Raw genomic sequence first — 20,391 nt, 5'->3', positions numbered from 1 at the left:
TTCGCAAGGAGCATGACGCAGCGAGCGGCCCTTCTCGCGGCAACCCCAGTTCTGAATTTCATTCCAGGGGAATGCCCGCTATCGGCCGCATGGCGGCGTCGTGCGTCGCTCACGTGGCGCGGCCACGCAGCGCTCCTTACTCCTTGCCCTGCGGCCGATAGCGGGCATTCGCACGTGCGTTCCATATGTAAACAGACCCTAGTGCCGGGCGACGCGCCGGTTGCGCATCGCGTACGCTTCGATGCGTCCAAGCAGCAGGTCGATTGCCGCGCCCACCATACCGATTGCGATCATCGCGCTCATCACCGTCGCAGTGTCGATTGCCGCTTGTCCCTTGACCATCATGTAGCCAATGCCGCTCGACGCGACGATCAGTTCGGCGCCGACCAGCGACATCCAGCCCAGTCCCGCCGCGACGCGCACACCTGCGATCACCGACGGCAACGCGCCTGGCAGCAGCACTTCGCAGACGATCATCCGGTTCGACGCGCCGAGCATGCGCGCCGCTTCGAGCAGCCTGGCGTCGACCTGCTGCGCACCGCGATAAGCATTGACGACGCACGGCGGAAACGCACCCGCAAAAATGATCAGCACCGGGCCACCGATGCCCGTGCCGAACCACAATGCGGCAAACGGCACCCATGCAATCGGCGCGATGAAACGCACGGTTTCGAACAGCGGCGTCACGCAGTAGTCGAGCCAGCGGAACCAGCCCATCATCAGACCGAGCGGCACGCCCAGCGCGACGGCCAGCAAAAAGCCCATCAGATAGCGCTGCAAGCTCGACCACAGATGCACTTCGAGCGTGTAACCGACAAACGGATGCGTGAGCAGATGGGCAAACTTGTGAACGACTGCAAGCGGCGTCGGTAGAAAGATCGCGGGGACGAGTTCTGCTGCCGATGCCAGCCACCAGATGCCGAAGAATGCGATCAGCCCCGCGGCATTCAGCGTCCAGAGCGGCACGTTGCGTCGAGCCACAGCACGCCCAGGCTCGCTGACCATCTTGCGCTGGCGCAACGTGCGTGCCGCACTGCCGGACTCGCGATCGACGCCGACGGGCTCGATGTCAGGATGCGCGACACCGCGCAGATGACCCGGTTTCATCTGTTCGCTCTCCAAGGCATGAGTTGCCGTTCGATTTGCCCGAGCGCGACCGTCATCAACCATCCACACAGCGCGACCGTCAGCATCGCAACGACGATCATCGCCGGATAGATGTCGAGCGAGCCTTGCGTCAGCAGATGCCCGAGACCTTTGACCGCACCGATCAGTTCGCCCGCCACGAGCGTCGTCCATGAAGCCTGCAATGAGAGGCGCAAGCCTGTGAAAATCATCGGCAGCGCGCCGGGAATCATCACTTCCAGCACGAAGCGCGAACGCCGCAAACCCAGCATCTCGGCGGCTTCGAGCATCGGCACGTCGAGATTGCGCACGCCCGCGAAACTGTTGATCACACATGGCACGAACGCCGCGAACCAGATCACCATCACCTTCGCGGAGTCGCCGAGTCCAAGCCAGACGATCGCGAGCGGAATCCACGCGAGCGGCGGAATGGGTCGCAACAGCAGAAAGATCGGGTTGAAGAACGCTTGCGCACGCGGCGAGTAGCCCATCCATAGGCCGAGCGGCACGCCCGTCACCGCCGCCGTCGCGAAGCCGCATAGAACGAGCTTCACGCTCTGCACGATGTGCTGGTCGAGACGGCCGTCGGCATAACCGTCCGTCACCACCTGGGCAAGCGCCTGCCAGGTATCGAACGGAGTGGGGAATCTCGATGCTGCGACGATGCCTGTGAGAGCCGTCAGCACGTACCACGCGGCGAGCGTTGCTGCGAGCGTGCCGATGCTGCACAGGAAGCGCGGTGAACGGAATGCGGGGAACACATTGTCTCCTGCCTGTTCAGCGGCGTGAAATGCAACGCGCCGCGCAATGAAATGTAACCGCTTGCATTCGAATATAGACGCTATGATCACGGGTCACATCGGGATTTATACCGATTCGAATGATGTTGTACTGTCGCTCGCTTGCAATCGGGCACTACAATCAATTGAGCCTATCCACCGGTCTGATCTGCCGCAATGAATACCTTGCCACGCGCCCGTATCAGCGATGTCGCCACACTCGCCGGCGTCTCGACGGCAACTGTGTCGCGCGCTCTCTCCAACCCCGACATGGTGAAAGCGGACACGCGCGCGCGCATCCGTGATGCGATCGCCACGCTGGGATATGTGCCCGACGGCGCGGCGCGCGCGCTTGCGCTGGGCCGTGCGCGAATGGTCGGCGCAATCGTGCCGACGCTCGACAACGCGATCTTCGCGCGTGCGGTGCAAGGCTTGCAAACCACACTGTCGAATTCCGGCTATCAGTTGCTGATCTCCGCGCACGAGTACAACCTGTCCGCGGAAATCGAAGTCGTGCGCGCGCTGCTGGAACGTGCTGTCGACGCAATCGTTCTGGTCGGCACCGACCATGCGCCGCAAACCTATGAACTGATTCGCGCGAGCCACGTCGCGCTGCTGCTGACCTGGTCGCACGCCGAGCGCCCCGGCGCAGCCGGCAGCGGCGACGCAGATACACCGCCGTCGATTGGCTTCGACAACCAGTTGATCGGGCAACTGGCCGCTGAACATCTGCTCGAACTCGGTCATCGCCGCTTCGGCGTGATCTCGGGCTTCACGCGCCATAACGACCGCGCGCGTCAGCGGATCGAAGGCTTCCGGCGAATCCTTGCACAGCACGATATCCGTCTGCCTGATGCGAACATCATCGAACAGCCGTTCGGCTTCGAAGGCGGTCGCGCCGGGCTCAAGCTACTGACGCAATTGCGCCCTGCTCCAACCGCCATTTTCTGCGGCAATGACGTGCTCGCGCTGGGTTGCCTGTTCGAAGCGCAATCGGCCGGTATCGCCGTGCCGCAGCAGTTATCGATTGTCGGTTGCGACAATCTGCCCATCGTCTCGCAGATCACACCAGGTCTCACTACCGTGCTGTTGCCCACTTACGAACTCGGCGAACGCGTCGCGCGCGCACTGCTGCGCTGGCTCTCGGACGGCGTGCCGCCGCAGCGCGAGTGTCTGCCGATCGAACTGATCGTGCGTGGCACGAGCGGCCCGGCGCCCGCGTGAAGTGCGCCTGCTTCCATTCGGCGCATTCGCGCATCACGCGGCCAAGGTCTGCAACTGGGTGAGCAACGCATCGGGAATCTCGATTCCATCGCGGCTTGCCGCGTCGGCCAACGCATGCCGCCGTTGCCCTGGCAAACGGACATCCGCATCCTGCAACATCGCCGCGACAAGCGCCTCGACCCGTTCTACGTACATCTCATTGCCCGCCAGCGCGCCCGGATCGATGGCCCAGAACAGATGGCCGATCCGCGAGCGTGCCCCCTCCTCGGTCAGGAACGATCCCGCTTCATAGCCGAAGTTCGCGCCCGCCAGCGCCGCCGCCAGCAGTTCGACCATCAGCGCGAGCATCGCGCCTTTCGCGCCGCCGAACGGCAGCATCATGCCGTCGAGCGCCGCCTTGGCGTCGGTGGTCGGCGTACCGTCACGGTCGGTCGCCCAGCCGGACGGTATGGGCTTGCCATCGCGCGCCGCAACCATGATCTTGCCGCGCGCCACTTGCGACAGCGACAGGTCGACCATCAATGCGTCGCCATTGCGGCGCGGAAACACGGCAGCAATGGGATTGGTGCCGAATAGCGCATGACGCCCGCCCCACGCGGGCATCGCCGCCGGGGAATTGCTGAACGCAAGGCCCACCATGCCCGCCGCGCCGATCGCCTCCAGGTGATATGCGCCGACGCCGAAATGATGGCTGCGGGTCACGCTCGCCACTGCGCTGCCGTGTTCGCGCGCACGGCCGATCAAGGTCTCGACAGCAAGCGCGCAGGCGGGAAACGCCATGCCATCGGCGGCATCGACGAGCACGGCGGCGTTGCGCGTCGCAACAATGGAGGGCTTCGCCTGCGGATCGACGCGCCCGTTGCGCAACTGCGCGACGTACATCGGCAAACGCGAAACACCGTGCGACGACAACCCGCACGAGTCCGCATACACCAACGCGCGGGCCGTGGCCGTCGCGGTCTCCGGCGTTGCGCCCGCGTTGCGGACGGCGCGCGTCGCGAGTTCGAGCAGTTCGTCGGCTGAGACTCGCGTCATCGTGAAATTCCTTCGGTCACGTGTGAATCACGCTGCGCAAGCAGGGCCTCCGTCACGCGCGCCGCAACGAGCGTGCTGACACGTTCGTTCGACTGCATGGTCAGCCCCGCAATGTGCGGCGTGAGAATGAGGTTTGGTGCGTCGGCCAGCGGGGAACGGGCGGCGAGCGGCTCATCGTTGAAAACGTCGAGCGCCGCGCCGCCGATGCGGCCTTCGCGCAACGCCAAGGCAAGCGCCGCTTCATCGACGATCCCGCCGCGCGACGTGTTGACGATGATCGCGTGGCGCTTCAGCGCCGCGAGTTGCGATGCGCCGAGCAGATTGCGCGTGCTGTCGACGAGCGGCACATGCAGCGTGATCACATCGGCGGCACGCAACGCTTCGTCGATGCTCACGCGGCGTGCGCCGGTCGCGGCCCAGCACGCCGCGTCGGCCGGCTGCAGCGGATCGTAGGCGAGCACCTGCATGCCCAGCGCGCGCGCGAGCTGCGCAACGAGTTGCCCGATGCCGCCGAAGCCGATGACGGCAAGCGTGCTACCCGCCGCTTCGCGGCCATTCGAAAGCGCCGCGCGCGGCCATTTGCCCGCCGCGACCTCCATGCTCGAACGGTATGCACCGCGCAGCAGCATCAGTGCCGTGGCGAGCACGTACTCGGCCACCGCGCGTGCATTCGCACCCGTCGCCGGGAACACCGATACGTTGCGTTGCGCGCATGCGTCCAGATCGATGTTGTCGAGCCCGACGCCCAGACGCCCGACTACGCTCAGACGCGGCGCGGCATCGAGCAGCGCGGCCCTTACCTGCGTGCGATTACGCACGATCAGCGCGTCGGCATCGGCCAGCAACGCGTTCAACGCAACGGGTTGATCGACGAGCGACGCATCGGCATGCACGTCGAAGCGCTCGCTGAGCGCTGCGACTGCGCAAGCGTCGATGAATTCGCTGATGACGATCTTCTTGCGCGTCGCGCGCGGATTCGTATTCAGGTTCGTGCTCAATTCGAGCGCTCCTGTACATATGCGGGCGGCGCCATGTCGTTGACATCGCTTGCGTTCGCTTGCGGCTCGCCGCGTTGAACTTCCGGCGGCGCAGCCAGCAGTTTGCGCGCGGCCTGCACATCGAATGCGCCTTCCCAGCGAGCGACGACAATCGTCGCCACCGCATTGCCGATCATGTTCACGATCGCGCGAATCTCGTTGAGCACGCGATCGATACCGAGTATCAGCGTAATGCCCGCAACCGGAATGATGTTGTGCGTCGACAGTGTCGCCGTCAGTGCGACCAGCGCCGCACCCGCCACACCCGCGCCGCCCTTTGACGTCACCATCAATATCGCCAGCAGCCCGATCTGTTGCAGTAGCGTGAGATGGGTATTGGTGGCCTGCGCGATGAAGAGCGAGGTCATCGTCAGATAGATCGCGGCGCCGTCGAGGTTGAAAGAATAGCCCGTCGGCAGCACGAGCCCGACTACCGGCTTCGGACACCCAAGCCGTTCGAGCTTTTCCATCAAGCGAGGCAACACCGATTCCGTTGTAGACGTGCCCAATACGATCAGCAGTTCCTCACGCAGATACTTGAGCAGCGGCCACAACCCCACGCCCGCCCAGCGGCAGATCGTGCCCAGCACCAGGGCGATGAAGAGAATGCTCGTCAGATAGAAGCACACGATCAACAGACCGAGTTGCTGCAACGTCGAAATGCCATATTTTCCGACTGTGAACGCCATCGCGCCGAACGCGCCAAGGGGAGCCAGGCGCATGATCATTTCGACGATCCGCATCAGCGCTTCGCCGCTCTGTTCGATCACGCGCGACAGGAAGCGGCTGCGCCGCGACATGATCGATAGCGCGATGCCGAACAACACGGAGAACAGCAACACCTGCAACAGATCGCCCCGCGCGAACGCGCCCACGACCGAATTCGGCACGATCTCTTCGAGGAAGCTGGTGTTCGACTGCGCGTGAACTTCCGTCACGTAATGGCTGACTGCATGCGTATCGAGCGTCTTCGGATCGATGTTCAGCCCGGAGCCGGGGTGCAGCAGATTGGCGACGACAAGGCCGATGACGAGCGCCACCGTCGTCACCGCTTCGAAGTACACGATGGTTTTGAGGCCGACGCGCCCGACCTGCTTGAGATTCTCCATCCGCGCGATGCCGACGGAGACGGTACAGAAGATCACCAGCGTGATCAGCATCTTGATGAGCCGGATAAAGGTATCACCGAACGGCTTCATCTGGACGCCGAGATCCGGCCAGAAATAACCGACGAGAATGCCTGCCGCAAGTCCGATCAGAACCTGCACGTAAAGATGTTTTAGCACGCGCAAGATGGTGTCTCCTCCACTCGCTGCTGCTGGAAAATGGAACAGCGCCGTGCGGCGCGTGCCGGGCTTCTCGGGCCCGAGACGTCACGCGTGCGCGCGCTGCTGCGAAAACTCCATTGAATACAGGGGATCCGAAGCTGACGCGAAGCTAACTGTCATCGCAGCCGCCTGCGCGATCAGGATTCACGCGCTATGCAGCGCGGCCCGTCGCGAGGACGGGCCCGGAGAAATTACGCGCTTTCGAACAGGCGCGTCAACACGAACTCGCGGTGGCCCAGCGCTTCCGCCGACGTAAAGCGCCCGTTCGCGGTTTGCAGCATCGATTCCAGCAGTTTGTCGCCAGCCTGATCGAGATTCTGTTCGCGCTGCAACAGTCCCGACACATCCACGTCGATATGCTCGCTCATCGTGCGCACCGTACGCGGGTTCGCGCAAATCTTGATGACAGGCACGATCGGATTGCCGATCACGTTGCCCTGCCCGGTCGGGAAGAAATGCACGGCAAAGCCCGACGCGGCGCACAGCGTAACCATCTCGGCCGCGGCTGACGACGAATCCATGAACCACAAGCCCGGCCCCGTCGGTTCCTCGGCCTTGTCGAGCACGCCGTCGACTCTGCACTTCTTGCCGATCTTCTGGATATTGCCCAGCGCTTTTTCTTCGATGGTCGTCAGGCCGCCCGCGATGTTGCCTTTGGTCGGTTGCGACTCCGACAGATCGTCGGTCTTCCAGCGGTTGATCATGTCCTGATAGCGGTCGAACATGAACTGGAAGCGCTCGCGCACCTGGTCGTTCGCGCAACGCGCGGCAACGATCTGCTCGCCGCCCGTGAGTTCGGACGTCTCGCCGAAGACGAGCGTCGTGCCCAACCCGTAGAGCTTGTCGAACGCATTGCCGACAGTCGGGTTCGCGCCGCAGCCGGAGGTGGTATCGGATTCGCCGCACTTCGTGGATACCCACAGGTCCGAAATCGGGCATTCTTCGCGATCGAGAGACGTGGCGTACTGCACCATCTCTTTCGCGGCTTTCGACGCACGCATGATCGTATCGTGATCGCCATGCAGTTCGATGCCGAAGCCCATCACCGGCTTGCCTGACTTCGCAATGCCGTCTACGACGCGTTTGGTCCAGCCTTCCTCGATCCCGATCACGACGACCGCCGCGACATTCGGGTTGCAGCCGGCGCCGATCAGCGTGCGGAAATGCAGATCGAGGTCGGCGCCGAATTGCAGGCGGCCGTATGGATGCGGTAGCGCCATCGTGCCTTTGATGGCCGTTTCGACGGCCAGCGCGGCGGCGTTCGACAAATCGTCGACGGGCAGGATGATCACATGGTTACGCACGCCGACGCGTCCATTGGAACGGCGAAACCCGCGGAAAGTGGTGTTCTGGTCAATCACGCTCATGGTGGCTCTCTTCGGTCTGGCTCTGTTGAGTGGGGAAGCTCGCTCGCAATGTCGAGGCGCGAGCTGGTCGATGCTCGCGCCGGCTACCAGCGCTTCGTCTTGATGTTGTGAACATGCGCATGTTCACCGGCGCGGATCGGCGCAACGACCTTGCCGATGTCCACGCCGTACTTGAACACCGTGTCGCCGACCGCCATGTCTTTCAGCGCCACCTTGTGACCGATCGGAATGTCCTGTTTCGCCGAGATCGTCACGACCTCGTCGTCGTCCATGATCCACGCGTTCAACTGGGTCCCCGCCTTGATGCCTTCGACAACCGCCACACCGACGGTGTCTTTCGCTTCGTGCAGCACGATATGAATCGTTTTGCGGTCTGACGAAGGGCTGGCGGAAGATCCTTCACCGGATTGTTGCGGTGCACCTGCTGCGGTGTGGCTCATCAGTTGTCTCCAGTCTGTTGGTACGGTTTGGTTCGCCTGCGTGAACCCATCTTAGGCGGCACATTTGCATATGTCAACCATATCATCTATATGTGTTTGATGAACCGTATGAAGTAGAATCAATTGAAAGACAGCCGCAATGAAGATGCAACGACAGGATGAGATCGATGAATACGTTGACGACGGGTATCAATCTACCGAACGGTGCGGCCACCACGCCGGCAATCGGCGGCACGCGCTACAAGGAAGTGAAGAATGCGATGCTGGCCGCACTGGCCGCGCACGAATGGAAGGGCGGCGAAACGATTCCTTCGGAAAGGCGGCTGGCCGAACGCTTCGGCGTATCGATCGGCACGCTGCGCAAGGCAATCGACGAACTGGTGGCCGACAACATTCTGGTGCGGCATCAGGGGCTCGGTACTTTCGTCGCGCAACACCAGCGTGATCGTCATTTCTTCCGCTTCTTCCGCATCGTCCGCCAGGACGGCGACAAGACCTACCCGAGCGTAACGCTCGTGCAGTTCAGGAAGGCCAAGGCTACGCGCGATATCGCGACGCTGCTGAAAGTCGAAACGGGCGCGCGCGTGTTCACGTTCATCAACCGTCTGGCGCTGCATGGCGAAACGGTGATGATCGACAACATCACCGTGCCCGAGGCGCGTTTTCCGGGGCTGACGGAAGCCGCGCTGCGCAGCCGGCCGAGCACGCTGTACAACTTCTATCAGGATGCGTTCAACATCAACGTGCTCGGCACCGAGGAACGCGTGCGCGTCGCGCTAGCCAATGAACTCGAAAGCAAGCTGCTGGAAGTGCCGCACGGCACGCCGCTTCTTGAAGTGCGGCGCGTCGCGTATTCGTATCATCAGGCGCCCGTCGAAGTGCGGATCTCGCATGCAAACACCGCACGCTACGAATACGTCGGTGCTTCGGCATCGCACGAAGAGCCGCTTTGACAAGGCCAGAAGCCAAGCGCGGTGCGCAGCGCCAAAAGCCGCCGGCCGCGCGCCGCACATGTCACGTTTTCCCGCATTTGCAATCGACAGCACGATCACCTACACTCGCTACTCATACAGATGAGTTAAATCACACGGCGCTGAATTCGCTGAATGCCACAGTCACCGAAGCAAGGCATTTCACGCGCGATCCGGTTGCTCACAACACACCATCTGTGAACCTGATTCCGGCCGCGTCGCGCAAACCGTTTTGTCGCGAGCAGGCCGGCAACAAGGAGACACTCACGATGCGTACCCCGCCTCATCGTCATCCCGCTCATGTCCTTCATGTCGCGCCTTGCCGCGTGACGCATGCGTTGCGCCGGCCGCAGCCACGCGAGACCGAATAAGCACACGCAGCCCCCACCCATCCGGTTTATCCGGTGTCGCATTTCAACAGATTGGCCGTGCCGTTCCTGTCGCAAGGAGTGTCCAGCAATGAGCCTTCGTAAAGTTGCCGTATTTCTCTCAACGCTGCTCGCTCTCGGCGCAGCTCTCACCAGTGCGCCCGCCCGCGCCGAACTGTCGGAGATCCGGATCGCGCGCCAATACGGCGTCAGCTATTTGCCGCTGATGCTGATGCAGGATCAGAAGCTGCTCGAAAAGCACGCCGCGCAACTGGGCATGCCGAATCTGAAAGTGTCATGGGTCGAATTCGCGGGCGGCAACGTGATGAACGACGCGCTGCTGTCCGATTCGTTGCAGATCGCCTCAGGCGGCGTTGCGCCGCTCGTGCTGCTGTGGGCGCGTACGCGCGGCACGCCCGTCGAGGTCAAGGCGCTGTCGGCGATCAATTCGATGCCGCTGCTGTTGAACACCAACAATCCGACGGTGAAAACGTTGAAAGACTTCACCGGCAAGGACAAGATCGCGCTGCCCGCAGCGAAGGTGTCGATCCAGGCAATCACGTTGCAAATGGCCGCGGAAAAGGCCTTCGGCGCCGGCAACCAGGGGCAGCTCGATAAATACACTGTCTCGCTGGCTCATCCCGATGCGCAGCAGGCGCTGCTGTCGGGCAATAGCGAAGTGACCGCGCATTTCGGCTCGCCGCCGTTTCAGGAACAGGAATTGGCCCACCCTGGCGTGCGCACCGTTGTGAATTCGTATGACGTTCTGGGCGGCAAGTCGACCTTCAATCTGGTCTGGTGCATGACGAAGTTCTATCAACAGAATCCGAAACTCGTGCAAGCCTTCATGGCCGCGCTCGACGATGCCGAAGCGCAGATCACCAGGGACAAGCACGCGGCCGCACTCGCCTACCTGCGCATCAGCAAGGACAAGAGCAATGTCGCCGACATCGAAAAGATGATTTCGTCGCCCGATGTCGCCTTCACGACCACGCCAGAAAACACGCTCAAATACGCGGATTTCATGGCACGCACGGGCCTGATCAAGACCAAACCCGCCTCGTGGAAGGACATGTTCTTTCCGACCGCCCAATCGCTTCAAGGGAGTTGATCATGCATCGCACGCGTGCTGGAGCCACCCGCGCCACATCCTCGCCGAGCGGCATGCCGTTACTGGATGTCGCCGGCGTAACGCTGCAATACAAGACGCCGCGGCATCTCGTGATGGCAACGTATCGCGTCGACTTTCAGGTCTTCGAAGGCGACCGTTTCGTTTTGCTTGGGCCATCGGGTTGCGGGAAGTCGACGTTGCTCAAGAGCGTCGGCGGCTATCTGCTGCCGACGGAAGGTTCGATCACGCTGAAGGGCAAGACGGTGACGAAGCCGGGCCCCGACCGGATGATGGTCTTTCAGGAATTCGACCAGTTGCTGCCGTGGAAGACGGTCAAGCAGAACGTGATGTTTCCGCTGCTCGCTTCGCACCGGCTGTCGGCGCGCGAAGCGGAACAGCGCGCGATGCATTACATCGACAAGGTCAACCTCACGAAATTCTCGGACAGCCATCCGCATACGTTATCGGGCGGCATGAAGCAGCGCGTGGCGATTGCGCGCGGCATGGCGATGGAACCGGACATCCTGCTGATGGACGAGCCGTTCGCCGCACTCGATGCGCTCACGCGCCGCAAGATGCAGGACGAACTGCTGACGCTATGGCAGGAAACGCGCTTCACCGTGCTATTCGTCACGCATTCGATTCCGGAAGCGATCAAGGTCGGCAGCCGGATTCTGTTGCTGTCGCCGCACCCGGGGCAGGTCAAGGCAGAACTCGATACGGCGGCGGCAGGTGAATCCGCTGCCACGCTCGAAAAACGCATCCAGCACATGCTGTTCGAAGACGAAATCCACGAGGCAGAGAATGTCTGACGCTACCGCACACGGCTCCGCATCCGTCCATCCGCCCCGTGACGACATGATCACGCGCGCGCCGCGCGGCGAGATCATTCGCGAACCCAGCGATGCCCAGCATTTCAGCGTCGTCGAAAAGCCGCTGTCACCGTTCGAGCGCCTGTACAACCAGAGCTGGCTGCGCAAGTTCCTGATCCTCGCGCTGCTCGCGCTGGTCTGGGAAGGCTACGGACGCTGGCTCAACAATCCGTTGCTGTTTCCCACTTTCAGCGCGACCGTCGACGCGTTCTGCACGAGCATCGCAAACGGCGAACTGCCCGGCAAGGCATGGGCGTCGATCCACGTATTGCTGCTCGGCTACGGCTGCGGTCTGCTGCTGGCCGCGTTGCTGACGGCCGCCGCGATCACCTCGCGCATCGGCACCGATTTTCTCGAAACGATGACGTCGATGCTCAACCCGCTGCCCGCCATCGCGCTGCTGCCGCTCGCGCTGATCTGGTTCGGGCTCGGCAACGGCAGCCTGATCTTCGTGCTCGTGCATTCGGTGACATGGTCGGTCGCGTTGAATACGCACTCGGGCTTTCTGTCGGTGAGCAACACGCTGAAAATGGTCGGGCGCAACTATGGCTTGCGCGGCGGGCGCTACGTCGCCGCGATTCTGGTGCCCGCTGCGTTCCCAAGCATTCTGACCGGCCTGAAGATCGGCTGGGCCTTCGCGTGGCGCACGCTGATTGCGGCGGAACTCGTGTTCGGCGTGAGTTCGGGTTCCGGCGGCCTCGGCTGGTTCATCTACGAAAACAAGAACCTGCTCGACATCGCGAACGTGTTCGCGGGTCTGTTCACGGTGATTCTGATTGGCCTCGCCGTCGAAAACCTGATCTTCCGCGTACTCGAACGCCATACCGTGCAACGCTGGGGCATGCAGTCGTGAAGCATGGCGTGCACGCACGGGAGGCTCGTTGCTAGGCGCCGACATCGCGCTGCTGGTGATTGGAGGCAGCGCGGTCGCGGGCTTCGTGTCGGGGCTGGCGGGATTTGCGTTCGGTCTCGTCGCGATGGTGTTCTGGGCATGGGCGCTGCCGCCGCAAGCGATCGGGCCGATGCTGGTGGTCGGCTCGCTGGTCGGACAGATGCTAACCGTGCATACGGTGCGCTCGCAGATACGGCCGAAGATCATCGGTCCGTTCATCGCAGGAGGCATCGTCGGCGTGCCGATCGGCGCGACGCTGCTGCCGTTCATCGATCCCGTCGGCTTTCGGATCGGCGCCGGTCTGCTGATGATCGTCTATTGCGGCGTGATGCTCGCCGCGAAGGATCTGCCGACGGTGACGGCAGGCGGTGCCTGGGCGGACGGCGGCGTCGGTGTGGTCGGCGGCATTCTGGGCGGCATTGCGGGGCTCGTCGGTCCGGCACCGACCATATGGTGCATGCTGCGCGGTCACAACAAAGATACGCAGCGCGCGATCTGCCAAAGCTTTTTCATCGCGATGCAATCGCTGACGCTCGTCACGTATGCACTGACGGGCCTGATCGGCAAGCAGACGCTAGTACTCTTCGGCTGGATGCTGCCGTCGTCGCTGCTGTTTGCGTGGCTCGGCTCACGGCTTTATCGGCGTCTGTCGGACACCGCGTTTCGGCGGGTGCTGCTTGCGCTGCTGTTCGCTTCGGGCGTGGCGCTGCTGGGCTCATCGCTTGTTCACGCGATAAAGTAATGCCGATGCGGCAACCTCAAGCGGAGTGAGCGTCATGAGTGCGATTCGCTATTTCGTCACGTTTCTGTCGGTCGCGCGCCACGGCTCGTTCGCCGCAGCCGCCGACGAAGTGTGTCTCACGCAGGCCGCCGTGAGCCTGCAGATGCGTTCACTGGAACGCGATCTCGACATGGTGCTGTTCGAACGGAGCGCGCGCTCGGTCGCATTGAGCGAACAGGGACGCACGATCGTGCCGCTCGCCGAAACGCTGGTCGCCAACTATCGGCGGATTCTGGCCACGGCGGGCCGCGACGAACTGGCGGGCGTCGTGCGGGTCGGCGCGCTGGTGTCCTCGCTGATGGGCGCGTTCGCCGATGCGATGCTGAATCTGAAACGCCGCTACCCGCGCCTCGAACTGAAGCTTTTCACGGGCCTGTCGAGTGACTTCACGCTACGCGTGGAGAACGGAGAACTCGACGCCGCCATCGTCACGCAGTCGCCCACCGGCTTTCCCGCCGCGTTGAAGTGGACGGTGCTGTATCACGAGCCGATGGTGCTGATCTCGTCGGCTGACAATCCGCACGCGCACGTCGACACGCTGCTTCGTGAGCCGTTCATCCGTTTCGACCGGCAGACGTGGACAGGCATGCTGATCGACGACGCGCTGCGCGGCCTCGACGCTTGCGTGCACGACATCATGGAGCTGAACTCGCTCGAATCGATCTGTGAAATGGTGAAGCGCGGTTTCGGCGTTTCGGTAGTGCCGCGCCTCGCGAATGCGAACTGGAATCACGAATCAGGGCTGCGCGTGACCGAGTTGCCCGAGCGGATCGCGCCGCGCCGCGTCGGCCTGCTGGAACGGCGCGAACACGGACGCGAAGCGTTCACGGCCGCCGTGAAGCGTCACTTCACGACGGCGGCAGACGTTTCCGCCAGTGGCAATGATTCGTCGAGCAGCGACTGACCAGGCTTCACGCGCGTGAACTGCACGCGCCGGCGGCTGGTTTCGAAGGCGTTCTGCTCAAGCCGCAGGCATACATACTCGGATGTGTCCAGATCTCCGGCGTCGGGAAAGTCTTCGCGGAAATGCGCGCCGCGCGAATTCTCGCGCAGCAAGGCCGACTCGGTGATCGCGCGGCTAACGAGCGTCAGGTTGTGCAGGTTCATCCAGTCGTGCCACGACAGGTTGAAGCGCAGATCGCCTCCATCGACACCCGTGCGGTCCAGCCGTTCGCCGATGTCGATCAATGCGCTTCTCGCGCGCAGCAAGCCCTGCTCGTCGCGCAGGATGCCGACGTCGCGCCACATCAACTCGTACAGGTCGTCGCGTATCGATTCGAGATCGCCCGCAGGCTGGCCGAGCGGCCGCGTGCAACGTTCGATGGCGCGCTCGATCCGACTGGCATCGGCGGTGGCGAGGCGCCCATGGCGCGGCACCCAGCGCGCGAGCGTCTCACCCGCAATGCCGCCGAACACCGTCGAATTCGCGACGCCGTTGCCGCCCAGCCGGTTCGCGCCGTGCACGCCGCCCGCATCCTCGCCCGCGACGAAGAGGCCCGGCAGCGTCGTCGAACAGTCGGTCTCGAACAGCACGCCGCCCATCATGTAGTGCGCGGTCGGCACCACTTCGACCTGCCCGCCCGCCAGATCGAAGCCGCAATCCGCGCAGCGTTCGACCATGCCCTTGAAACGCTGGCGCACGCTGTCGGGCCCGAGATGATCCATGCGCAGATAGACGCCGCCGTTCGGCGTCGTGTTGCCCGCGCGCAGTTCACGGTAAATGCTGCGCGAGACGATGTCGCGCGTCGCGCGCTCGCCGCGCGGATCGTAGCGGTGCATGAAGCGCTCGCCGTCGCCCGTCAGCAGATAGCCGCCCGCGCCGCGCAGCCCTTCTTCGAGCACGGTGCCCGTCATGCGCGTATGAGTGCCCGCCAGCAAGCCCGTCGGGTGGAACTGCACCATCTCCATGTCGCGCAACGTGAGGCCGGCACGCAGCGCCATCGCCATGCCGTCGCAACTCTTGTCTGCGCTCGGCGTGTGGTACTTGTACATCGTGGGGCCGCCGCCCGTCGCGAGCAGCACGGCCTTCGCGCGCACGAAGACGAATTCGCCGCTGCGAATGTCGATCATCAGCACGCCGGCCAGTGCGCTGCCGTCTTCGGACTCGATGAATTCCACCGCGCGATGTTCTTCGAGCCGCTCGATCCCGCGCGCCCACACCTGTTCGGCAAGCCGGTTGATGATCTCGATGCCAGTCTGATCGCCCTTGTGCACCGTGCGGTCGAAGGTTTGCCCGGCGAATGCCTTCTGCTTCAGCGTGCCGTCCGGGTTGCGGTCGAAGAAGCAGCCCAGTTCGTTTTCGAGTTCGTTGATCCGCTCGACCGCGCGTGTCACCAGCGTCCACGCGAGTTCCTGGTTCGACAGCCATTTGCCGCCTTCGATCGTGTCCATGAAGTGACGTTCGATCGAATCGCCCTGTGCCAGCGCGACGTTATAGCCGCCCTGCACCATGCGCGTACAGCCGCATTTGCCGAGCAGTCCTTTCACGGCGATCGTGATGCGCAACTGCGGCGCGTCGGCCTGCGCATGCAGCGCGGCAAACAGGCCCGCGCCGCCGCTGCCGAGAATCAGGATGTCGGTATCCACGTGTTTCATGGTCGGTTCCCGTGATGAACGACGCTGCGTTCGTTCAGCTTCTGATGCCCAGCGACGCGAGCACCGCTTCGCGCCGCTCACGCGTGCTCTGCTGGACCTTCGTGTAGACGCTGCCGCCGTGACTATCCATCGCGACGAGCAGCGGGCCGAATTCGCCGATCCTGAAGCGCCATAGCGATTCGGGGTTCAGGTCGTCGAGATCAACGTCTTCGATCTGTTCGATCCATGTCGTCTCCAGCGCCGCCGTGCCGCCTACGATCGCGAGATACACGCCGCCGTATTTTGCGAACGCATCGCTCGACGCCTGCCCGAGCCCGCCCTTGCCGATCACGATGCGCACGCCGTACTGCGCCATCAGCGCCGCGGTGAAGCGCTCCATGCGTGCGGACGTCGTCGTGCCGACGCAGACGGGCTCGTAGCCCGCCGGATGCGCGTCCGAGCGTGGCACCTTGCGCACGTTCGGCGCGGTGTGAATCACCGCATGGCCGCGCAGATCGAAGCGAGTCGTGCGGCCACGGTCGAACATGTGGATCTGCGTGGCGTCGCGGATGCCGAACAGCGTGCCTGTCAACGTAACGGTATCGCCCGTGCGCAACGCGCGAATCTGCGCTTCGCTAGCGGGCATGGACAGCGTGTGATGAGTCATCGATCGTTCCTTGACGGTGTGCGTGCCGATGCGGACAGCCCGCGCGTCAGTAGCCGTACTCGACGCCCGCCGGCGTCAGCATGGCGCGCGCGCGGCGGGCCGAATGACACTGCATGTTCACGGCAACCGGATTCATCGTGATATGCGTCGCCGCCAGTTCGAGGTGGACCGCGAACGATGTCGCGTCGCCGCCGAGCCCCTGCGGGCCGACGCCCAGGCGGTTCACCGCGGCCGACAGTTCCTCCTCCAGCGCGGCCGCCGCCGGATCGTCGCAATGCGTACCGAGCGCGCGCGTCGCGGCACGCTTGGCGAGCCACATGCACAGATCCGAGGTACCGCCGATGCCCACGCCTACGATCGTCGGCGGACACGTCTTGCCGCCCGCATCGACCACGCAGTCGATCACGAAGCGTTTGATCGCGTCGACACCTTCCGCCGGAATCGCCATTTTCAGAAACGAGTTGTTTTCCGAACCGCTGCCCTTCGGAATCATTTCGATCACGAGCGTGTCGGCTGTCGAGTCGAAGTCGATATGGATCGCGGGCATCAGCACGCCGCAAGACGAATGTTCGTTGTTCCGCGTCAACGGATGCACGACCGACGAGCGCAATGGATGCTCGCGCGTGGCCCGTTCGCAGCCGCGCCGGATCGCTGCTTTCAACGCGACGCCGTCGAGCGCGAGGCCCGTGCCGATCGTCACGTTGTAGATCGGCAGCCCGGTGTCCTGGCACAGCAGGTTGTCCTGATCTTCGGCAATCGCGATATTGGTGCGCATTGTGCCCAGCACGCGGCGCGCGGTGTCGTCGGTTTCAGCGCGTTCGAGGCGCGCGATACCGTCCTTGATGTCGGGCGGCAAATGCTTCAGCGCGCGTATGTACAACTGCTTCGCGACCTCTTCGATCTGCTGCATGTCCATTGATGAATCTCCCTCGGGGGACCGTGCGTTCACAACGTGAGCGACAGCGCAAACGCCAGCCCGATGACCAATGCGCCGCCCGCTGTCGCCGCGATCAGGTTCTTGCGCAAACCGCTCCATGGCCGGTATTCGATGAGCAGAATGCGCACGCCGCCGAACAGATGCGCGGCCAGCAACGTGACGAGGCCCCACTCGGCGAATACGAAGGCGGGTTGCCTCGTCACGGCGAGAAACGACTCGAACGATGCTGCGCCGTGCAAAGCGGTGCCGAGCGCCCAGAAGTGCAGCGGCAAAAAGAAGGCGAGCGCGAGTCCGGACAGACGGTGCACAAGAAAGGCCCACCACGCGGGATGGTTGCGCGCGCGCGAGTCGGCGCGCCGGCCAGGGGTGCGGTGTCGGGCGTGGTTCGTATCTGTTGCTGGTTTCGCTGCGCGTGCCATGTCGCTCATTGCGGCCCTCCTACCAGCGCGAAGACCGCGCGCAGACCGGCAATCGCCAGCGCAATGCCGACGATCACGCTCGCCACCCCGACGCTGCGCCCGCGCCAGCCGAGCCACTCCTCGGCGATCCTTCTCAAGCCGACAGGCACATGCGCGGACGACGCAAGCACGAACACTGAATAGAACACCGCCCACGCCGTATTGCCGTGCAGACGCGCGATCACGTTCGCCGCGCTCAGCCCGCCATGCACGACGACAATCATGGTGGCAAGATGGACGGCCACGCATAAGGTCAGCACCATCGCCGACAGGCGCTGCAACCGCCAGCCGCTCATCATCGCGGGTCTCCTTTCGGCGCATGGCCGCGAAGCCGCTTCAGGCCAGCAATGCTGGCCGTCGGCTGCAGCGACTTGGGACACCGTTCGGTGCACGAGCCGAGCGTATGGCACGAATGACAGCCTGCGTCGTTGGAGACGGCTGCGACGCGGGTTTGCTGCTGGATGTCGCGTACGTCGTTGACGAGCGTCCACGCACGATTGAGCGCGGCGGGTCCAAGATAGTCGGGGTTCCATGCGACGACGTCGCAGCTCGCATAACAGACGCCGCAGCCAATGCATTCAATCCCCGCGTCGGCCGCCTTGCGTTCGGCGGAAGCGGGATCGACGCAAGCGGCAGGTTCGTTACGCGTGTGCTCGCCCTTGAAATAGCCCTTCGCGTCGCGCCATTTGTCGAAGAAGGCGGTCATATCCGTCGCCAGATCCTTGATGACGGGCAGGTGATTGAGAGGCGCGATTTCGAGCACGTCACCGGCGTGCTTCATGACTTTGGTGACGTGCGTGCGGCAGGTCCATCGCGCGCGGCCGTTGACGGTCATTGCGCATGAACCGCACATGCCGACCCGGCACGCAAAGCGATAGGACAGCGTCGCATCCAGATGGCGCTGGATGTGGATCACGACGTCGAGCACGGTCTGACTTTCCATGCGCGGCACGTCGAAGCGCTGAAAGCTGCCTTCGTCGTTACCGCGCCAGACGTCGACCTTGAGTTGCGGGGGAGTGGTTCGCATCGTGACCGTTGAGGTTCGAATGATTGCGAAGCCAGTCTAAGGGGCGCGCGCCGCCCGTCAAAGCCAAAGATTCTTGTTGCAAGCTCAAGGTTTTTTTATGCTCGCGGGCGTGCGAGGGCCGCCATTACCGCCTGTCCTGTACCCACGATCCTAGCCAGGTTTTGCGCTAACACACTGGATCAGGCCTCAATCCACCCCTTACGCGGTCGTCATATGGAGCCGATTTCGTCGAAAGCGTAGGCGCAATCGTTCGCCTGCGCATCGCTTTCTCGAAAGCAGCGTTCTTGAAACCGCCCCACCAGGCTTGTCATTTCAGAGTGTTCGAAATTCCGCGCTAACATATGTTCGATTGCCCAATTGGAGTGCGTACGCACTCGTCGACGCTTGGGAACGCCGCCGCGTCCGCGGGTCTGGCGGATCCTGAGTTGCCGCAACACGCAACTAATCCACGAAGTCGGACAGCTTTAGTCAAACGGTCTGCAGAATGAGAAAACGATTACCTCCGCTTAACTGGTTGCGCGCATTTGAATCCTCTGCCCGGCATCTCAGTTTCACCCATGCGGCGACCGAGTTGAGCCTGACCCAGGCGGCGGTAAGCCAACAGGTGAAGGGACTCGAGTCGCAGTTGGGGGCAGTCCTCTTTAAGCGCTTGCCAAGAGGACTCGAGCTCACGGAGGCCGGGCTAGCCTATATGCCGGTTGTCCACGAGGCCGTAGAGCGACTGGCGGCCGCAACTGAAGAGATCTTCGGGCAAGGTCACGGCAGAGTCCTTACCGTTCGGGTCAGCCTGGTGTTTTTTACCCATTGGCTGGCAATGCGCTTACCCGACTTTCGTGAACGCCACCCCGAGGTCAATCTGCGTATCACCAGCAACATATGGGGGGGCGATTCGAGCGTGACCGACGTCGAAGCCGATATGGAAATCCGCTATGGACATGGAGAATGGACGGGACTCAAGGCCGAGCGGCTGACCTGGGATACGTTGCTGCCGGTCTGCGCCCCATTCTTGCCCTCCGAACAGGCGCCACTGGCTACGCCGAAGGATCTCCGTTACCACGAACTACTCCACGTCCTGGGCTACGAGGAGGGCTGGGGATACTGGTTGAAGAAAGCAGGCGCGGGACAGGTCGACTCTTCGAAGGGAATGCAGTTCGATACCTTGATCTCTGCTTTGAGAATGGCCGAACTTGGTCAAGGGGTGGCCTTGGCGCGCTCGTCGCTGGTCCAGTCGATGCTGGACACCGGGCAACTGATAGCGCCTTTCAAATCCCGGCTTACGACCAGTGAAGCTTTCCACCTGGTCTATTCTCCTCACAGCATCGTCAACCCTGATGCCGCGGCGTTCGTGGCTTGGTTGAGTGCGAAGGCTCAGGAGGGGCGTGCGCGGAACTGATCAGG

The 20,391-nt window shown here is 63.0% G+C and carries 21 protein-coding genes; 8 read left to right on the top strand and 13 right to left on the bottom strand.

Going from position 1 to position 20,391, the window contains the following annotated elements; all coding sequences use genetic code 11:
* Positions 1 to 198: 198 nt before the first annotated feature.
* Positions 199 to 1,107, bottom strand: a complete 909-nt coding sequence (locus HDG37_RS00750) for an ABC transporter permease (protein WP_184043544.1) — start codon at positions 1,105 to 1,107, stop codon at positions 199 to 201.
* Entirely contained in the window at positions 1,104 to 1,886 is a 783-nt protein-coding gene (locus HDG37_RS00745; protein WP_184043542.1) for an ABC transporter permease, read from the bottom strand. Before HDG37_RS00745 ends, HDG37_RS00750 begins: the two co-directional genes overlap by 4 nt.
* 195 nt (positions 1,887 to 2,081) lie before the next feature.
* Between HDG37_RS00745 and HDG37_RS00740 the strand changes: the two genes are divergently transcribed.
* Positions 2,082 to 3,128 carry a substrate-binding domain-containing protein gene (locus HDG37_RS00740; RefSeq protein WP_184043540.1) on the top strand — a complete coding sequence of 349 codons (1,047 nt, stop codon included), beginning with the start codon at positions 2,082 to 2,084 and terminating at the stop codon, positions 3,126 to 3,128.
* 33 nt (positions 3,129 to 3,161) lie between these two features.
* On the opposite strand, the gene HDG37_RS00735 is transcribed toward HDG37_RS00740, so the two are convergent.
* From HDG37_RS00735 to HDG37_RS00715, 5 genes are all read right to left on the bottom strand, one after another.
* A complete protein-coding gene (locus HDG37_RS00735) occupies positions 3,162 to 4,163 on the bottom strand; it encodes an Ldh family oxidoreductase (protein WP_184043538.1) in 1,002 nt (333 codons plus the stop codon).
* Positions 4,160 to 5,161: a hydroxyacid dehydrogenase gene (locus HDG37_RS00730; protein WP_184043536.1), complete on the bottom strand. Its 1,002-nt coding sequence runs from the start codon at positions 5,159 to 5,161 to the stop codon at positions 4,160 to 4,162. Before HDG37_RS00730 ends, HDG37_RS00735 begins: the two co-directional genes overlap by 4 nt.
* Positions 5,158 to 6,492 carry a C4-dicarboxylate transporter DctA gene (gene dctA / locus HDG37_RS00725; RefSeq protein ID WP_184040210.1) on the bottom strand — a complete coding sequence of 445 codons (1,335 nt, stop codon included), beginning with the start codon at positions 6,490 to 6,492 and terminating at the stop codon, positions 5,158 to 5,160. Before dctA ends, HDG37_RS00730 begins: the two co-directional genes overlap by 4 nt.
* Positions 6,493 to 6,719: 227 nt before the next feature.
* On the bottom strand, positions 6,720 to 7,895 hold the full coding sequence (locus HDG37_RS00720) for a UxaA family hydrolase (protein WP_184043534.1): 1,176 nt from the start codon (positions 7,893 to 7,895) through the stop codon (positions 6,720 to 6,722).
* Positions 7,896 to 7,978: 83 nt separating this feature from the next.
* The gene (locus HDG37_RS00715; RefSeq protein ID WP_311540944.1) at positions 7,979 to 8,248 is read right to left on the bottom strand and encodes a UxaA family hydrolase; all 270 of its coding nucleotides are present in this window, start codon (positions 8,246 to 8,248) and stop codon (positions 7,979 to 7,981) included.
* Between the two features lie 254 nt (positions 8,249 to 8,502).
* Between HDG37_RS00715 and HDG37_RS00710 the strand changes: the two genes are divergently transcribed.
* From HDG37_RS00710 to HDG37_RS00685, 6 genes are all read left to right on the top strand, one after another.
* Entirely contained in the window at positions 8,503 to 9,288 is a 786-nt protein-coding gene (locus HDG37_RS00710; RefSeq protein WP_184043530.1) for a GntR family transcriptional regulator, read from the top strand.
* A 477-nt stretch (positions 9,289 to 9,765) separates the two neighbouring features.
* Positions 9,766 to 10,785 carry an ABC transporter substrate-binding protein gene (locus HDG37_RS00705; protein ID WP_184043528.1) on the top strand — a complete coding sequence of 340 codons (1,020 nt, stop codon included), beginning with the start codon at positions 9,766 to 9,768 and terminating at the stop codon, positions 10,783 to 10,785.
* A gap of 2 nt (positions 10,786 to 10,787) precedes the next feature.
* The gene (locus tag HDG37_RS00700; RefSeq protein ID WP_244144794.1) at positions 10,788 to 11,597 is read left to right on the top strand and encodes an ABC transporter ATP-binding protein; all 810 of its coding nucleotides are present in this window, start codon (positions 10,788 to 10,790) and stop codon (positions 11,595 to 11,597) included.
* On the top strand, positions 11,590 to 12,510 hold the full coding sequence (locus tag HDG37_RS00695) for an ABC transporter permease (RefSeq protein WP_184040199.1): 921 nt from the start codon (positions 11,590 to 11,592) through the stop codon (positions 12,508 to 12,510). The genes HDG37_RS00700 and HDG37_RS00695 overlap by 8 nt, the downstream gene beginning before the upstream one ends.
* Before the next feature lie 28 nt (positions 12,511 to 12,538).
* Entirely contained in the window at positions 12,539 to 13,291 is a 753-nt protein-coding gene (locus HDG37_RS00690; RefSeq protein ID WP_184043526.1) for a sulfite exporter TauE/SafE family protein, read from the top strand.
* Positions 13,292 to 13,325: 34 nt separating this feature from the next.
* A complete protein-coding gene (locus tag HDG37_RS00685) occupies positions 13,326 to 14,234 on the top strand; it encodes a LysR substrate-binding domain-containing protein (RefSeq protein WP_184043524.1) in 909 nt (302 codons plus the stop codon).
* Here the strand turns inward: HDG37_RS00685 and HDG37_RS00680 are convergent.
* The 6 genes from HDG37_RS00680 to HDG37_RS00655 are packed head-to-tail and all read right to left on the bottom strand — an operon-like array spanning position 14,174 to position 18,993.
* Entirely contained in the window at positions 14,174 to 15,925 is a 1,752-nt protein-coding gene (locus HDG37_RS00680; protein WP_184043522.1) for an L-aspartate oxidase, read from the bottom strand. The two genes, HDG37_RS00685 and HDG37_RS00680, sit on opposite strands and share 61 nt — an antisense overlap.
* 34 nt (positions 15,926 to 15,959) lie before the next feature.
* Entirely contained in the window at positions 15,960 to 16,571 is a 612-nt protein-coding gene (locus HDG37_RS00675; protein WP_184043520.1) for a FumA C-terminus/TtdB family hydratase beta subunit, read from the bottom strand.
* 46 nt (positions 16,572 to 16,617) lie between these two features.
* The gene (locus HDG37_RS00670) at positions 16,618 to 17,487 is read right to left on the bottom strand and encodes a fumarate hydratase (protein ID WP_184043518.1); all 870 of its coding nucleotides are present in this window, start codon (positions 17,485 to 17,487) and stop codon (positions 16,618 to 16,620) included.
* Between the two features lie 29 nt (positions 17,488 to 17,516).
* Positions 17,517 to 17,936 carry a succinate dehydrogenase, cytochrome b556 subunit gene (gene sdhC / locus HDG37_RS00665; protein WP_184043516.1) on the bottom strand — a complete coding sequence of 140 codons (420 nt, stop codon included), beginning with the start codon at positions 17,934 to 17,936 and terminating at the stop codon, positions 17,517 to 17,519.
* Entirely contained in the window at positions 17,933 to 18,265 is a 333-nt protein-coding gene (locus tag HDG37_RS00660; protein ID WP_184043514.1) for a succinate dehydrogenase, read from the bottom strand. Before HDG37_RS00660 ends, sdhC begins: the two co-directional genes overlap by 4 nt.
* Positions 18,262 to 18,993 (bottom strand): succinate dehydrogenase/fumarate reductase iron-sulfur subunit, encoded by a 732-nt coding sequence (locus HDG37_RS00655; RefSeq protein WP_184043512.1) that lies wholly within the window; start codon positions 18,991 to 18,993, stop codon positions 18,262 to 18,264. Before HDG37_RS00655 ends, HDG37_RS00660 begins: the two co-directional genes overlap by 4 nt.
* 484 nt (positions 18,994 to 19,477) lie before the next feature.
* Between HDG37_RS00655 and gcvA the strand changes: the two genes are divergently transcribed.
* Positions 19,478 to 20,386 (top strand): transcriptional regulator GcvA, encoded by a 909-nt coding sequence (gene gcvA, locus HDG37_RS00650; RefSeq protein ID WP_184043510.1) that lies wholly within the window; start codon positions 19,478 to 19,480, stop codon positions 20,384 to 20,386.
* Positions 20,387 to 20,391: the final 5 nt, after the last annotated feature.

This window comes from Paraburkholderia sp. MM5384-R2 (assembly GCF_014201025.1).
Taxonomy (GTDB): Bacteria; Pseudomonadota; Gammaproteobacteria; order Burkholderiales; family Burkholderiaceae; genus Paraburkholderia; species Paraburkholderia tuberum.
This window is presented reverse-complemented; position numbering and strand designations above follow the sequence as displayed.